At 66.8% G+C, this 15,136-nt stretch carries 12 protein-coding genes; 2 read left to right on the top strand and 10 right to left on the bottom strand.

What is annotated here, in order from left to right; all coding sequences use genetic code 11:
* Positions 1 to 322: 322 nt before the first annotated feature.
* Positions 323 to 475 carry a hypothetical protein gene (locus ACFCVM_RS00795; RefSeq protein WP_375832734.1) on the bottom strand — a complete coding sequence of 51 codons (153 nt, stop codon included), beginning with the start codon at positions 473 to 475 and terminating at the stop codon, positions 323 to 325.
* Positions 476 to 595: 120 nt separating this feature from the next.
* On the opposite strand from ACFCVM_RS00795, the gene proS reads away from it, so the two are divergent.
* The gene (gene proS / locus ACFCVM_RS00790; RefSeq protein ID WP_375832732.1) at positions 596 to 2,020 is read left to right on the top strand and encodes a proline--tRNA ligase; all 1,425 of its coding nucleotides are present in this window, start codon (positions 596 to 598) and stop codon (positions 2,018 to 2,020) included.
* Positions 2,021 to 2,412: 392 nt separating this feature from the next.
* Here proS and ACFCVM_RS00785 read toward each other — a convergent pair whose 3' ends face one another.
* The 7 genes from ACFCVM_RS00785 to ACFCVM_RS00755 are packed head-to-tail and all read right to left on the bottom strand — an operon-like array spanning position 2,413 to position 11,164.
* The gene (locus ACFCVM_RS00785; protein ID WP_375832730.1) at positions 2,413 to 3,309 is read right to left on the bottom strand and encodes an SDR family NAD(P)-dependent oxidoreductase; all 897 of its coding nucleotides are present in this window, start codon (positions 3,307 to 3,309) and stop codon (positions 2,413 to 2,415) included.
* Positions 3,310 to 3,316: 7 nt separating this feature from the next.
* Positions 3,317 to 4,312: a Gfo/Idh/MocA family protein gene (locus ACFCVM_RS00780; RefSeq protein ID WP_375832728.1), complete on the bottom strand. Its 996-nt coding sequence runs from the start codon at positions 4,310 to 4,312 to the stop codon at positions 3,317 to 3,319.
* Positions 4,309 to 4,842 carry a gluconokinase gene (locus ACFCVM_RS00775; RefSeq protein WP_375836613.1) on the bottom strand — a complete coding sequence of 178 codons (534 nt, stop codon included), beginning with the start codon at positions 4,840 to 4,842 and terminating at the stop codon, positions 4,309 to 4,311. Before ACFCVM_RS00775 ends, ACFCVM_RS00780 begins: the two co-directional genes overlap by 4 nt.
* Positions 4,843 to 4,847: 5 nt before the next feature.
* On the bottom strand, positions 4,848 to 6,086 hold the full coding sequence (manD, locus tag ACFCVM_RS00770) for a D-mannonate dehydratase ManD (protein ID WP_375836611.1): 1,239 nt from the start codon (positions 6,084 to 6,086) through the stop codon (positions 4,848 to 4,850).
* Entirely contained in the window at positions 6,067 to 7,524 is a 1,458-nt protein-coding gene (locus ACFCVM_RS00765) for a mannitol dehydrogenase family protein (RefSeq protein WP_375832726.1), read from the bottom strand. The genes manD and ACFCVM_RS00765 overlap by 20 nt, the downstream gene beginning before the upstream one ends.
* Positions 7,521 to 8,912 carry a glucuronate isomerase gene (uxaC, locus tag ACFCVM_RS00760; RefSeq protein ID WP_375832724.1) on the bottom strand — a complete coding sequence of 464 codons (1,392 nt, stop codon included), beginning with the start codon at positions 8,910 to 8,912 and terminating at the stop codon, positions 7,521 to 7,523. The genes ACFCVM_RS00765 and uxaC overlap by 4 nt, the downstream gene beginning before the upstream one ends.
* A gap of 2 nt (positions 8,913 to 8,914) precedes the next feature.
* Positions 8,915 to 11,164 carry a glycoside hydrolase family 2 protein gene (locus ACFCVM_RS00755; protein ID WP_375832722.1) on the bottom strand — a complete coding sequence of 750 codons (2,250 nt, stop codon included), beginning with the start codon at positions 11,162 to 11,164 and terminating at the stop codon, positions 8,915 to 8,917.
* A 204-nt stretch (positions 11,165 to 11,368) separates the two neighbouring features.
* On the opposite strand from ACFCVM_RS00755, the gene ACFCVM_RS00750 reads away from it, so the two are divergent.
* Positions 11,369 to 12,529 (top strand): helix-turn-helix transcriptional regulator, encoded by a 1,161-nt coding sequence (locus ACFCVM_RS00750; protein ID WP_375832720.1) that lies wholly within the window; start codon positions 11,369 to 11,371, stop codon positions 12,527 to 12,529.
* Between the two features lie 53 nt (positions 12,530 to 12,582).
* On the opposite strand, the gene ACFCVM_RS00745 is transcribed toward ACFCVM_RS00750, so the two are convergent.
* Positions 12,583 to 14,085, bottom strand: a complete 1,503-nt coding sequence (locus ACFCVM_RS00745) for an MFS transporter (protein WP_375832718.1) — start codon at positions 14,083 to 14,085, stop codon at positions 12,583 to 12,585.
* Positions 14,086 to 14,320: 235 nt separating this feature from the next.
* Positions 14,321 to 15,124 carry an SDR family NAD(P)-dependent oxidoreductase gene (locus ACFCVM_RS00740; RefSeq protein ID WP_375832716.1) on the bottom strand — a complete coding sequence of 268 codons (804 nt, stop codon included), beginning with the start codon at positions 15,122 to 15,124 and terminating at the stop codon, positions 14,321 to 14,323.
* Between the last annotated feature and the right edge of the window lie 12 nt (positions 15,125 to 15,136).

Genomic DNA, 15,136 nt, shown 5'->3' with positions numbered 1-15,136 from the left:
TGCTGGTGTCGATGATCTCGGCGATGCGTGGCTACGGATCGTCGAAGGCTTCGCGCAAGACGTACGCCGCACGTTCCAACGGGGTGAGGCGCCCCATGAGGAGCAGGGTGGCGAATTCGATGGCTTCCGGCCGCTCGGCGCCGAGAGCGGGGGTCTCCACTGGTGTCGACCGGTTCCGGCATCCAGGTCTCGAATGTCGTTTCCCGGCGTGATCGCGCACTTTGGATGACGTTGATGGCAAGCCGCGTGGTGGTCGTACCGAGGAATGCACCTGGCACGCGGACGGCAGTCCGGTCGCACCGTTGCCAACGGACCCGGTCTCCTACACCACGTCGTCCGCCTCGCTCGCGCTGCCGAGCATCCGATATGCGATGCCGAAGAGGCGCGGTCGCTGGGCGATGAAGACACGAAGCGATTCGTCCAGCGATCCAGCGGGCGTTCGCTGGCCGGTCGGAGCGCGAGTGTCGGTGCTCATGTTCCGAAGGTCGCAGACGGGCGTTCGCGCTCGAATCCGCCAACACGCTAGTCCGGCGTGTAGCGTCAGCTACCTTCTGTTGGCTATCGCTGAACTTCGCGTTGCCGGTAGCGTGACTCAATGGCAGATCGCAGTCGGACGAGGGTGCTCGCTTCCCAGCAGGATGATTTCCCCCGCTGGTACCAGGACGTCTTGGAGAAGGCCGAACTGGCCGAGAACGGTCCGGTGCGAGGAACGATGGTGATCCGACCGTATGCCTACGGACTGTGGGAGCGGATGCAGGCCGAGGTTGACCTGCGCATCAAGGCGACCGGGGCCGAGAACGTCTATCTGCCCCTGTTCATCCCGCAGTCATACCTGGAACGAGAGGCCGAGCATGTCGAGGGTTTCAGCCCTGAACTTGCTGTCGTCACGCACGCGGGCGGCAAGGAGTTGTCTGAGCCGGTTGTCGTCCGGCCGACGAGCGAGACCGTGTTCGGCGAGTTGATGTCCAAGTGGATCCAGTCGCATCGGGATCTCCCCATGTTGTTGAACCAATGGGCAAATGTTGTGCGGTGGGAGATGCGACCGCGCCTGTTCCTGCGGACGTCGGAGTTCCTCTGGCAAGAGGGACACACGGCGCATGCCACCCGTGAGGACGCGAACGCGTACGCGCTGCGGATCCACTTGGACGTCTATCGCGATTTCCTGCAGGACGTTCTCGCGATCCCTGTGCTCGTCGGCGTCAAGTCCCGGCGCGAGCGGTTTGCAGGGGCGATCAACACATTGACCTGCGAGGCGATGATGGGCGATGGCAAGGCGCTGCAGATGGCCACGAGTCACGAGTTGGGGCAGAACTTCGCGAAGGCATTCGACATCACCTTCACCGACAGCTCAGGGCGGGTTGAAACGTGCTGGACGACGTCGTGGGGCTCCAGCACGCGCATGGTCGGTGGCTTGATCATGGCGCACGGCGATGATCAGGGAATCCGCATTCCGCCCCGTGTCGCGCCGGTGCAGATCGTGGTCCTCGCGGTGAAGGACGATGAGCGGACACTGACTACTGCGTCCTCACTTGTCCGTCAATTGACTGCGGAGGGAGTGCGTGCCCGGCTCGATGATCGGACCACGCAGGGCTTCGGCCGGCGCGCCACGGAGTGGGAGCTGAAGGGTGTCCCGGTGCGTCTGGAGGTCGGTCCCCGCGATCTCGAGTCCGGTCATGCGACGATCGTGCGACGCGATACCGGTGACAAGGTCGCGGTCGTGCTCGACGCGATCAGCACAACGGTTGTCACCCTGCTCGAGAGGATGCACACCGAGATGATCGAGGCAGCCCGCCGACGACTGACGGACCGGACCGTGGAGGCGACGTCCGTGGCTGAGGCTCTCGACGCTGCGAAGACAGGTTTTGCGCGAATCCCGTGGGAGCAACTCGGTGAGGAAGGCGAAGACGCACTCAACCGAGAGGCCGCAAGCGTCCGCTGCCTGCAAACCCGCGAAGGAACGGTGCCGGGCAGCGGAGACCTCGACTCCGAGCTCATGGCGATTGTCGGCCGGAGCTATTGACCGTACGTACCAACGTTGGACACACGTCGACGACATCCAGTCCCTGCCCTCTGTTCGAGGCAGGAAACCCTGATCATATCGATCCACGGTAGGGCGGACGGGACTTGAACCCGTGACCGATGGACTCGCCCAGGCTCTCATCGCCTGACTCCGAATCTCGGCGAACGCTCGACCGATCTCGACATGACCGGGGATTTCTCGCCGATCCTGAAACTACGAGTTTCCAGAGTACTCGGGATGCCTCGGAGGAGTTCGACTGGACTCGGATCGAATAAACGTTGGATAAACGTTGACGGTTCAAGTCCTCAGCCCGCGAGCCGAACTCGAACCCGAGTCTCCTCGACTCATGTGGAACGCGGTCGCCTTGACGCTCAGTGATCCTGCTTTCGGCGTCACGCTTTCATGGCACGCGCGATCAGGGAGACGGCGATGCCGCGTGGCAGCCGCGGGAGCAACGCGGCGGTGACCGCATTCGCTCGCCCGGGCACGACGACGCTCGCGGGGTTCGGCGTGTCGAGCGCTCGAATGACGGCGGCAACAACGTCGGTGGGTTCAGCGTGCATGGTGTCCGGACCAGGGATGCGTCCGCCATGGGCGCCGAACTCAGTGCGCGTGGTTCCCGGCATCACCGTGATCGCGCGTACGCCTGTGCCCGTCAGTTCAACGTCGAGGGCCTGCGTGAAGCTCGCGACGTACGTCTTGCTCGCCGAGTACACCGCCATGTGCGGCGTCGGAATCGACGCTGCCAGGCTGGAGATGTTGACGATGAGTCCGACGCCGTTCTCACCCATGTCAGCCACGTACCGGCGAGTCAGCCCGGTCAGCGTGAGTACGTTGAGCCGGAGAAGCTCGTCGAGGCGCTCCGGCGCGGTCTCGATGACGTCGGCGTCGGTGCCGATACCGGCGTTGTTCACGAGGACGTCGACGCGAAGGCCGTCGGTGCGGGAGTGGAGTCGCTCGGCTGCATTCGCTTCGCCCAAGTCCAGGGCGATGAGAACCACTTCGACGGAAGCGGTCGCGCGGATCCGTTCGGCGAGTTCCCCAAGGCGATCCTCGCGCCGGGCGACGAGCACGAGGTCGAGCCCGCGCTCGGCGAGTTGCACGGCGAACTCGGCGCCGATGCCGGAGCTCGCTCCGGTGACCAGCGCACGCCTGCCTCGAGCGAGCAGGAGCGCATCGGTTGCTCGATCGGCAGCCTCGGTCATGACGTGTTCCTCTCTGAAGGACGGCAATGGTTCGGCGCAGACAGCGCCCGCCGCGCGCGGCACGCGGCACGCGGCACGCGGCACGCGGCGATCAGCTTGCTGTCGTGTGGGCACGATCCGAATCGAAGACCTGCTCACGGATCGCGTCGAGCGTCCGCGCCACCGCGAGGGTCGCAGCACGGTCATGCTGGGCGACCTGCCGCTCCCCTGCCGCGAGTGCGTCCGCGGCCTCGCGGAGCATCAGCCGGAATCCCGAGCCTTCTCGTGGGCGCTCGACCCGCCCGGGCGAGTGGAATATCGCCTCGACCGAGCCCGCGTGGACCCGTGCGGTGGTGCCGGCCCAGAACATCGGCTCGATCGTGATCCACCCGAGCGTGCCGCTGATCGTCGCGGATTGGTCGAGGAAGCCGATCGCCGAGCACGCCACGTCGGCCCGAGCACCATTCGCGAAGGCGAGCGTCGCGCGGGCCTCGCGGTCGCTTCCGTCAGCGACGGTTCCGGATGCGTCGACCGTTATCGGTTCGCCGAGCACCCACTGCGCCAGCGTCACAGCATAAATCCCCCTGTCGAGCACTGCGCTGTCGCCGAGCTCAGCGGTCCAGACTCGGCCCGTCGGTGGCGTCGGCATACCGAAGGTCGCCGCGATTGTGCGTGGCTCTCCCAGGAGACCAGCCTGCACGCGTTGGACGAGGTCGATGTGCAACGGATTGAACTTCATCCACATCGCCTCCATGGCGAACACGCGCGCGGCTTCGGCGGCGTCGAAGATCTGCGCGATCTCGGAGGCGCTGGAGGCCATCGGCTTCTCGATGAGCACGTGCTTTCCGGCGGCGATCGCGTCGAGAGCAATTGGCGTGTGAGTCGCGATCGGCGTCGCGATGTAGACAGCGTCGATATCGTCTCGTCGCAGGACCTCGGTCAGATCCGTCGAGGAGGTCTCGATCCCGTGCCGTTCGGCGAATGCCGAGGTGCGGGCCTCGTCGCGGCCCCAGACCACGACCACGCTGCCGTGTCCGAACACTGCCTGTAGGTCTGGGACGAACTGGTGCGAGATCATCCCGGTCCCGAGTACCGCCCATCGCGTCATGCGTTCCTCCTGAGATAGTCGAGCGTGCGGTCGGCAGCGTCGCTGACCGCGAGCTCGAGGGCCACGACGAAGCCGTGCTCGTCGTCGTCGAGCGGTTCGAGCGTCGCCAGCTGCGAGGCGAGCATGGATGCGGGCATGAAGTGGCCGGTTCGCTGTTCGATGCGGTCCGCGAGCTCGGCCTCGGAACCGTGCACGTGAACGAACGCGAGTGAGGTCTCGCTGACCCTGGTGAGGAACTCGCGGTACGACCGTTTGAGTGCCGAGCAGGAGACGACCACCGGGCGGCCGTCGGCGTGCTCGTCGCGTGCGCGAGCCGCGACACGAGCGAGCCAAGGCCATCGGTCTTCGTCGGTCAACGGTATGCCGGAGGCCATCTGCGCCTTCGCCTCCACAGAGTGCAGGTCGTCGGCCTCCACGAGCACAGCGTCGAGACGGTCCGCGAGGGCGGCGGCCAGGGTCGACTTCCCGGCCCCCGCCACCCCCATCACCACGATCGCAGTCGGCGAGTCGGTGTCGACCGCGGCATCCATGAATCTCACCAGTCGTGGACGGTGCCGTCGGCGAGCCGGTTGTACGGCAGGTATGCCTGCTCGTACGGGTACTTGCCTGCCTCGTCGAGGTTCAGCTCGACGCCGAGGCCCGGCTTGTCGCCCGGGTGCAGCAGCCCGTTCTCCCACGTGAACGACTGTTCGAAGACCTGGTCGGTCTTCGCGCCGTGGCGCATGTACTCCTGGATGCCGAAGTTGTGGATCGACAGGCCGAGGTGCATCGCAGCGGCCATTCCGACGGGGCTGATGTCTGTCGGGCCGTGCATGCCCGACTTCACCTGGTACATCGCGGCGTACTCGAGGGTCTTCTTCAGCGGCGAGATGCCGCCCATGTGCGTGACGGCGCCTCGCACGTAGTCGATCTGCTGGTCGCGGATCAGGTCCTTGAAGTCCCAGATCGTGTTGAAGATCTCCCCGATCGCGAGTGGCGTCGTGGTGTGCTGGCGCACGAGCCGCAGTGCTTCCTGGTTCTCTGCCGGTGTGCAGTCCTCGAGCCAGAACAGGTCGTACGGCTCGAGCGACTTGCCGAGCTTCGCCGCCTGCAGCGGCGTCATCCGGTGGTGGCCGTCGTGCAGCAGCGGGATCTCGGGGCCGAACTCGTTGCGCACCGCCTCGAACACGCCGGGCAGGTGCCGCAGGTACGCGCGCGTGTCCCAGTCCTCCTGCACGGGCTTCGCACCGCGGCGGGCGGGCTCGTGGTCGTACCGCGCCTCGCCTCCGCCGGTCTCGGCCGACTGCGATGCGATGCCGTAGATCGCCTTCAGCCCGGGCACGCCGGTCTGGATGCGGATGGCCCGGTATCCCTGCTCGAGGTGCGAGCGCACCGAGTCGAACAACTCGGGCAGCTCCTTGCCCGATGCGTGGCCGTAGGCGAGGAGTCCGGTGCGGGACGCACCGCCCAGGAGCTGGTAGACGGGCATGCCGGCGGCCTTGCCCTTGATGTCCCAGAGGGCCATGTCGACGGCGGCGATCGCGGCCATCGTGACCGGGCCGCGCCTCCAGTACGCCGACCGGTACAGGAACTGCCAGGTGTCCTCGATGCGGCTCGCGTCGCTGCCGATCAGCAGCGGAACGATGTGCTCCTGCAGGTAGGCGACGACCGCGAGTTCGCGGCCGTTCAGGGTCGCGTCACCGAGGCCGGTCAGCCCATCGGCGGTCGTCAGCTTCAGCGTGACGAAGTTGCGGTCGGGGCTGGTGACGATGACCTCAGCCTGGTCGATGATCATGCTCATAGGGTTGCTCCGTGAATCGTGGGTGAGCGGGGTGTGGGGTCAGGATGTCGAGTGCGGTGACCGCTTCGGCAACACGTTGGGCGAAGCCTGCGTCATCCGCGAGTCGTGGATCCAACGCGGCGAGGAGCGCGTGCTGGTCGGATGCGTCGAGTTCGGCCGCCACGGTCGGGTCGATGTCCTCGGGTGTGGGGGTCGTGCCGGCGCGCACGCCGTGCATCCATGCGGCGATCGCGGCGGCGCATCCCGTCGCGTCGCGTCCGGCGGCGCGTTCGCTGAGCGCGACGGGCACGATGCGCAGGCGTACCTTGGTGGTCGAGTCCTGCGCGATCTGTGCGAGGCGGTGCTCGATACGCGGGTTGCGGAAGCGTTCGAGGAGAGCGACCCGGTAGTCGGCGAGGTCGAACCCCGGCAGCTGTCGGGCGTCGTCGTCCCAGAGCTCTTCGACGAGAACCCGGCACACCGGGTCATCGATCGCCTCGCTCACGACGGCGTGGCCGCGAGTCTGGCCGAAGGTCGCGAGCACGGTGTGGGCGCCGTTCAACATCCAGAGCTTTCGGTTCTCCCACGGGGCGATCTCTTCGACGAACCGGGCGCCCGCGGATTCCCAGTCCGGACGCCCGGCCGGGAACTCGCCCGATAGCACCCAGTCCGAGAAGGGCTCGGTCACGACCGGCGCGGCGTCGAGCCATCCGGTGGCCTCGTGAACGGCGCGCGCCTCGACTTCGGCGTCGATCGCCGGCGTGATGCGGTCGATCGAGGTCGAGACGACCGAGACCGACGACCCCAACCAGGCGGCGAGGTCGGGCGATGTTCGGCGGGCGAGGTCGGCCAGCGCGCGTCCCAGGAGCCCGCCGTTGTCGGGCAGGTTGTCGCAGGACACGAGCGCGATCGGGCCACCGCCGGCGCGACGCCTGGCGTCGAGCGCGAGCAGGATCCGGCCCAACGCAGTCCCAGGCCGGGCCTGCTCCCGCTCACCGGCATCGGTGAAGGCGGCGCGAAGTAGCGCGACATCGGATGCCACGGCGACATCCTTGAGGCTCGGCGAACCGTCGGCGGCGAGCCGGTACCCCGCTTCGGTGATCGTGAGCGTGAGGATCGCGACCTGCGGGTCGGCGACGGCTGCGACGAACGCGGGCACGTCGTCGCCGGCTTCGACGCGCACGATCGATGGAATCAGCTCAAACCGGTCGCCGTCCGCTGCACGCTCCACGAGCGTGTACAAGCCATCCTGCGGGCCGAGCCGATCGACGAGCTCACGGCTGCGACCGGTGAACGCGACGATACCCCACTCGTCGGCGTCGGTCGCATGCGCCGTGTACCAAGCCTGGTGCGCGCGGTGGAACGCGCCGAGACCGAGATGCACGATCCGCTCCGGCGGCGTAGGGACCTCTGCCGTGGCACGCGCGAGGCGCACGTCGGTTGCAGGGGTCACAGCTTGAAGACCTCTCGGGGAATGGCGTCGACCAGGTCGTCGATGATGCGCTCCGCGGCATCCATGCGCAGTCGACCCTCGACGACGAGGCGTGCGAGGAACCCGGCGTCGACTCGTCGGGCGGTGTCATGGCGGGCGGGGATCGACAGGAACGCGCGGGTGTCGTCGATGAACCCGCTCGAGCGGTAGAAGCCCGCGGTCTCAGTGACCGCGGCGCGGTGTCGGGCGATCGCGTCGGGCGCGTCGAGGAACCACCACGGTGCACCGAGGTACACGCTCGGGTAGAACCCCGCGAGCGGCGCGAGTTCACGTGAGTAGGTGGTCTCGTCGACCGCGAACAGCACGAGATGGAAGTCACGCGCGAGACCGAAGCGCTCCAGCAGCGGGCGGATGCCGCGGGTGAACTCCGTCGCGACCGGGATGTCATGACCCGTATCGGGTCCGAACCCGGCATGCGTGGCCGTCGAGTGGTTGCGGAGCACGCCCGGGTGGATCGTCATGACGAGGCCATCGTCGACGCTCATGCGCGCCATTTGCACGAGCATGTGCCCACGGAACGCACGCCGCTCCCCCGCGCTCGCATTCCCGGCGACCGTCGCTTGGAAAAGCCGCTCACCCTCCCCTGGGTCGAGGTCGACCGTGAACAGCTCCTCGACGCCGTGATCCGTGGATATGGCCCCATGCCGGATGAAGTGCGCGCGCCGGTCCTCGAGCGCGCCGAGGTACCCGGCGAAGTCACCGGGTTGTCCGGTCGCGGCGAGCAGTCGCTCGACGTTGCCCGCGAACCCGACCGCATCGGGATCGAGATATCGGTCCGGTCGGAAAGTCGGAACCACCCGCCCGGGAAGGTCGGATACCGCAAGCAGCGCGTGCGCGGCGAGGTCGTCGAGCGGGTCGTCGGTAGTCGCGAGGAACTCAACGCGGAACCGCTCGAACAGCGCTCGCGGCCGAAACTCGGAACGGACCAGGGCGGCGGCGATCTCGTCGTAGATCGCATCCGCGGTGTCGGGCGCGAGCGGGGTGGTGATGCCGAAGACCCCGTCGAGCTCCTCCTCGATCCAGTAGCCCGACGCCGTACCGGCGAAGCGATGCCAGTGTGCGGCGAGTGTGCGCCACACCGTGCGCGCATTTCGCCCGGCAGGCTCGTCCACGACCAGGTCGGCGAGGTCGACCCCGGCGGCGTGCAGGAGGCGGGTCACGTAGTGGTCACCCGTGACCAACAGCCCGACCGGGTCCGCGTATGGCTCGTCACGCAACAGCAGCGACGGCGGCACATGCCCATGCGGCGAGATGATCGGGCTGTCCGCCACCCGTGCGTACAGGCCGAGCGCGACCGCCCTGGTCGAGGGGTCGGCCGGCAGGAGCCGTGCAGGATCTCGGGGCGGCATGGTCACTTCGCGATGAGGTTGAGCTGGGCGTTCAGCGCGGCGACATGCTCGATGGACACGCCGCCGGCCTGCTTGATGAGCTTCTCCACGCTCATACGGTCGACGATGGCCTGCATGGCCGGCGGGATCTCGACGCCGTGGCCGACCTCGCCACGGCTGGTCGCAACGGCTTCCATCACCGAGGCGATGACGCGGGCGCCGTCCTCGGACTGCTTGATGTCGCCGAGCGAGTCGCGAACGGAGAAGAATCCGGCGGGAGTCGGCAACTCGGCCTCGTCGAACCAGTTGGCGATGGTCGTGGTGGGCATCACCGTTGCGGCGGACACCTCGTCGACCTTGCGCAGCGCGATCGTGTCGGTCGCCGCGCCCGATCGCGCGGTGATCTCGTGCTCGCCGGTCAGTGGGACCAGGAAGCGGAATGCCCGACTCCCGTCGACCGCGCCGACCTCGACGCCGTCGACCGACAGCACGACCCGATCTTGATTCGAATACACGATCACCTCGGTGACATCCTCCGCCCGTTCCTTGCGTCGACGACCTGCGACATGCACGAACGGCTCGCGCGACCACGCCGCCTTGTACACGTAGAACGCGTCCTTCTTCAGCAAGCGGTCGAACGAGACGAGGCCCTTCTGGTTGCGGCCCGCGACGCCGCCCTCGTCACGTCCGGCGGATCCGAAGTCCGCGAGGTTCCACACGTGAGTGGCCCACAGCCACGGCCGCGCCTCGATCATGCCGACCATGTGCTCGTGATAGAGCGCCTGATAGCTCTCGGTGTAGTCGCCCTTCTCGGGAGCAGCGGACTGGAACTGGGCGTTCGCATCCGCGCCATACTCGGCGAGCCCGATCGCGACCTCGGGGTTCGCCGTGTGGAAGTCGTCGAGCCACGTGTCGTTGTCGGCAACCTCGCCGACGTACCAACCGAAGTAGAGGTTGTACGACATCACGTCGGGCAGTCCGACCAGCGGGTGATCGGTCTCGAGGAGGAAGAGGTTCGCCATGGCGGTCAGACGGGACGGATCGAGCTCGTGGGCGAGGTCGTTCAGCTCACGGTGGGCCGCGACCACGTCCTCGCCCGAGCCGGCGAGAGTGATCTCGTTCGACAGGCCCCACGAGATGATGCTCGCGTGGTGGCGGTTCTGCAGGATCAGCTCGACGAGCTGGTCGCGGGCGTTGTCGGTCGCGCCCGGGAGGAACACGGTGATCTGAGGGATCTCGGCCCATACCACGAGTCCCGCTTCGTCGCAGAGGTCGTAGAAGCGCTGGTCGTGCTGGTAGTGCGCGAGCCGCACAGTCGTGGCACCGAGCTCTCGGATCAGGGCGAGATCCTGCTGCTTGATCTCTTCGGTGATCGCGTTGCCGACGCCCTCGAAATCCTGATGACGAGACACCCCGCGGAGCGGGTACTCCTCCCCGTTCAGCAGGAAGCCGCGTTGCGGGTCGACTGCGAACTCGCGGCAGCCGAACCGCAGTTCGATGACATCGAGCACGACGTCGCCGGCAAGGAGTTCGGCTCGGGCCGTGTACAGATGCGGGTCGCGCAGACCGTGCCAACGACGGACGTGCTCGATCGTCAGCGTGGCGCTCGCTGCCCCGTCGACGAGCGCCACGGCGACGGCGGCTTCTCCGTCGACGGCGAAGCGCACGCCGGTCGCCGACGCGCTGGCATTCGTGACCGCGGCCGCGTTGAGCGCGACCTCGGCGCGGTCGCCGTCGAGCGTCGGGGTGACGATCAGACCCGGGCCGCCATGGCCTGCGAGGTCGAAGTGTTCGCGCCCGACGGTGATCTGTCGCACCTCGCGGTAGATGCCGCCGTAGAAGGTGAAGTCGGCCTGCTGCGGGTACACCCGCTCGTTCTTGGCGTTGTCCACGATCACGACGAGCGTTCCCGATCCGTCCGACAACCCATCCGTCAGATTGACGCGGAAGGTCGAGTAGCCGCCATCGTGAGTCGTGAGGAGGCGGCCGTCCAGGTACACCTCGGTCGACGAGTTCACACCCGCGAACTCGACCCAGGTCTCGACATCGGGCCCCTCGGCCTCGATCACCCGTGCGTACGTCGAGCGACCGCGGCGGTAGTCGCCGCCCGCCTGCCCGTCTGTCGCATTCCACGTGTGCGGTAGTACGACCTGCTCACCCGCCGCGGCAACCGTGTCCCAGTTCGCGTCTGCAGGCAGTTCGACGGGCGAGAACGCCCACCCCTCGTGGATCAACGTGGCCCGGCGGGCGTGAGGGGCAGCGGGCTGCGTCATGGGAGTCTCCTTCGACGAGAGTGCGCCGGCGCGCGCCGGCGGGGCTCCACCACGATACGAACCACAGATCGACGCATGATAGAACTGATCGCGCACGATCAGAACTGAATCGTCACCTCTTCCCTGTACACGAACCGAGGCACTTCGATGACGACGCCTTCGCACGCACATCCGCGGGACGTACTCGAGCCCATCGCTGCCGCGGTGGCCGATGTCCTGAGCTGCCCGATCGAGCTCACGACCGACATCGCACCGGCACTCGACGCGTTCGAGTCGGCGCACTGCCTCGACTCTCGTATCCAGCCTGCGTTCACCGCCTCGGTGCTCCGGGGGTTCGTGCGAGACATGGACCGCCAGGTCGTGCACGAGATCCGGGAGCCGCTCGGCATGGCGATCTCGCTCGTCCGCTGGGGCGACCGTCTGCTCATCATCGGCCCGTACACGCACGAGCCCATGCATCCGGGTGTCGCCGAAGAGGCCATAAGCAGGTTGGGCATCCCCAGCGCCCACCTGCAGATCTACAAGCTCTACCGCACCCGGTATCCGATCGTCGACGCCGAGTACGTCTACCGCGGAGCTGCAACCGTGCTCCGCGCGGGCGGTGGCGAAGACGCGCTCGGCAGCCTCCGCGAGGTCGAGGCCGAGGGCGGAACGATCGCCCCCGGCATCCGGGAAGCTCCCCAGTCCGCCGCATTCACCGTCATCGAAGAGCGATACCGACTCGAACGGGAGTTCATGGACGCCGTCGCGGAAGGCTCGTCCGAACGAGCTCTCTCTGCCTTGCAACGCATGGGGCGGATGCCGCAGACCATCAGTTATCTGAACACGCCGTTCCTCGGCACCACCATCCTGCGGATCATGGCCCGAGTCGCCGCGCAGCGAGGCGGGCTGCCCCCTGTGACCGTCGATGCGATCTCGCAGGAGTACGCCCAGCGACTGCACCGTATCGGGCATTCCTCCGACCCGAAGCGTTCGGCCGTGTTCACCGCGCAGATGGTCACCGATTTCTGTCGACACGTCCGACGTCACAACCAGCGCGAGTATCCGCCCCTGGTGCGTCGGGTCGCCGACGAGATCGATCTCCACCTCAGTAGCCAGGTCTCGACGACAGAACTCGCAGATCGGCTGGGGGTGTCCGCGTCCACGCTCGCTCGGCGCTTCAAGTCGGCGACCGGCATGACCATCGTCGCGTACACGGCCCAGCGGCGAGCCGAACGCGCGGCCCGCTTGCTCACGACGACGACTCAGAGCGTGCGCGACATCGCATTGTTCGTCGGGTACGACGACGCGAACTACTTCGTGAAGGTGTTCCGAGAGGCTCACGGCATGACGCCGAGCGCCTATCGCGAGGCTCACACCGCCTGACCCATACGAGGGCCGCGGATCTGCGATCCGCGGCCCTCGATGTCGGCGTTACGTCAGGCGAGCACCGCCTCACCTTCAGCTTCCGCTGCCTGCAGGGTGGCCTTCTTCTCGGCGACGCGCTTCTGCACCTCGATCATCTCGGTTCGGTCGAGCTTGTAGCCGCGCATGGCGATCAGCGAGATCGCCCATCCGAGGATCGGCAGGCCGAAGAACAACGCGAGGCTCATCAGCAGGATCGCCGTCGACGGGCTGTCAGTGGGCTGGGGCATCACCGCCGTGAACCCGATCAGCGCGACGGCGCCGAGAGCCAGCGCCGCCCCGAGCGACGAGATGATCTGGTCGACGATGTTGTACGTCGCCGTGACCGTCGCGGGCAGGAACTTTCCTGAGCGATCGAGCTCGTAGTCGATGACGTCGGCCCGCATGGCGCCCTGCGCCACGGTGACCACCATCGACGTGCCGTTCAGCAGCAGGTAGACGAGGAAGAACCCGATCGTGAGCCCGAGGTTGCCGAGAATGGAGCCCATGTCGACCACCAGGCAGAACACGGTCAGCATCACGGCGAGGATCAGGCAGAGCCAGGTCCATGTGATGGTGGCGGCCTTGGAGCCGTGCTTGCCGGTGTAGCGCGAACCGAAGATCGCGAACACGATTCCCGGGAGGATCGCGATGAGGCCGAGCACCGATCCGAGCTGCATGTTGCCGAGCAGGATGCCCCACATGAGCGTCCCGATGACGGCCTGAGACTTCACCACCTGGGCGAGCTTGTCGGCTGCACCGCTGATCAGGAAGCGCTGGAACGGACCGTTCTTAGTCAGCAGGTTCCACATGTCGCGCATCGACACGTCGGCCTTGGTGCGGTCGACCGAGACGTGGGTGAAGTTCTCGGGCTTATCGACGCGGGAGACGCCGATGCAGGCGAGGATCTGGAACACCAGCGAGCAGGCCACGTAGGTGAGCGCGGTCTCGCTCAGCATCTCGACCGTGAATTGGTTGCCGTGGCGAGGCAGGAAGACGATGGTCGAGAGGATCGAGAAGATCGCAGGCACGAAATACGCGTAGACGGTGGCCCATACCTGGACTGATGGCCGTTGCCGTGGGTCGTTGGTGAGCACCGGTCCGCTCATCTGCCCGGCGATGTCGTTCATCGACGATCCGATGATGTAGACGACGTAGATCGCAATGAAGAACACCGCGCCGAATCCATTGTCGGGGGCCCAGACGAAGAGCAGCAGGATCGCAAGGGATCGGATCGCCCAACCGCTGAGCATGAAGAAGCGCAGCTTGCCGAAGCGGAAGTCGACCTTTTCGATGATCAGCGCGAGCAGGGGGTCGATCAGTCCGTCGAAGACGCGAGTGAGCGTGAGAATGAGCCCCGCCGCGGCGACTGCGATTCCGTAGCCGGCGTTCTGCAGGTAGCTCATGAGGCCGACGAGGACGTAGAAGATCATCGCCGAACCGTTGTTCATCTGGGAGAGGGCGATCTCCCACGTCTTGGCGCGACGGTAGGTGACGCCGTCCGCCTCACTGGCCGTCTGCTTCGGGTTACGCGCCATTGCGTGTTCGCTCCTTCGAGAATTCCGCTCGGTCCGCCGACGGCTCGTTCCGTCGGCGTCCTGATGAGCCGAAGGCAAGAGTAGGAAGACGAGCCCGCCGCCTGATAGAAGTCCCAGGGCGAACATAGAAGAGAACCGGCGAGACCTGCAGACGCGGAGACAGCACCACATGACAAACGCGGGCCAGAGCCACATTCGACTGCGCTCTGGCCCGCGTCACCGGGGACTTCGGCCGTCACGCCTCGAGGAGTTCGCCCATCTGCTTGGCGATCAGGGTGGTCGCGAGCCGCGGATTGAGGCGGGCCAGCCGGTCCATCGCCGCAGCGTCGGACCCGATCGTGGCGCGGAATCGAGCCTTCTCGATCGCAGTGACGATGACCTTGCCGGCTTGGACCGGGCTGGTCGTCTTGTACGCGGCGGTCTCGGTTGAAGCGTCGCCCGCGAGGCTGACGCCGGAATTCGCCGCGATGTCGGTGCCGATCGCACCCGGGAACACGACGCTCACCTGCACGTTCGTATCGAGGAGCTCGGCGTAGAGGGCCTCGGTCAGGAGCTTGACCGCGGCCTTGGAGGCGCCGTAGACGGCCTGGCCGGGCACGGGTGCGTACGAGCCCATGCTCGCGACGTTGAGGATCGCCGCCTCGGGGCGCGCGAGCAGGACTGGCAGGAACACCTTGCACATGTTCATGACGCCGCCGAAGTTCACGTTCATGACCTTGTCGATCTCGGAGAACGGCAGGTCGACCACCTTGACGAACTTCTGGATCACGCCGGCGATGTTCACGATGCCGTCGACCTGGCCGTGCACCGCTTCGACGGCCGCCGGAAGCCCGGCGACCGCCTCGCGGTCGGTGATGTTCGCCACGTGCTGAGAGAACCGGTCGCCTGCTCCGGCGAGCCGGGCGGTCTCAGCGAGCCCGTCGGCATTGAGATCGACCCCGGCGACCGATGCTCCACCAGTGAGGAGGCGGAGCGTCGTCTCGCGTCCGATGCCGTTGCCGGCGCCGGTGACGACGAAGACCTTGTTCGCGATGTGCATGTTCGATTCCTG

Origin of the sequence: Agromyces sp. NPDC056389 (genome assembly GCF_042262385.1) — a bacterium.
Classification (GTDB): domain Bacteria; phylum Actinomycetota; class Actinomycetes; order Actinomycetales; family Microbacteriaceae; genus Agromyces.
The sequence above is the reverse complement of the archived record's forward strand: the minus strand, read 5'-3'. Positions and strand labels throughout refer to the sequence as shown.

Coding starts and splice junctions, on each gene's coding strand:
- ACFCVM_RS00795 (WP_375832734.1), bottom strand. CDS start 475: ATGAGCACCGACACTCGCGCTCCGACCGGCCAGCGAACGCCCGCTGGA.
- ACFCVM_RS00755 (WP_375832722.1), bottom strand. CDS start 11,164: ATGACGCAGCCCGCTGCCCCTCACGCCCGCCGGGCCACGTTGATCCAC.
- manD (WP_375836611.1), bottom strand. CDS start 6,086: ATGATCATCGACCAGGCTGAGGTCATCGTCACCAGCCCCGACCGCAAC.
- uxaC (WP_375832724.1), bottom strand. CDS start 8,912: ATGCCGCCCCGAGATCCTGCACGGCTCCTGCCGGCCGACCCCTCGACC.
- proS (WP_375832732.1), top strand. CDS start 596: ATGGCAGATCGCAGTCGGACGAGGGTGCTCGCTTCCCAGCAGGATGAT.
- ACFCVM_RS00740 (WP_375832716.1), bottom strand. CDS start 15,124: ATGCACATCGCGAACAAGGTCTTCGTCGTCACCGGCGCCGGCAACGGC.
- ACFCVM_RS00780 (WP_375832728.1), bottom strand. CDS start 4,312: ATGACGCGATGGGCGGTACTCGGGACCGGGATGATCTCGCACCAGTTC.
- ACFCVM_RS00745 (WP_375832718.1), bottom strand. CDS start 14,085: ATGGCGCGTAACCCGAAGCAGACGGCCAGTGAGGCGGACGGCGTCACC.
- ACFCVM_RS00775 (WP_375836613.1), bottom strand. CDS start 4,842: ATGGATGCCGCGGTCGACACCGACTCGCCGACTGCGATCGTGGTGATG.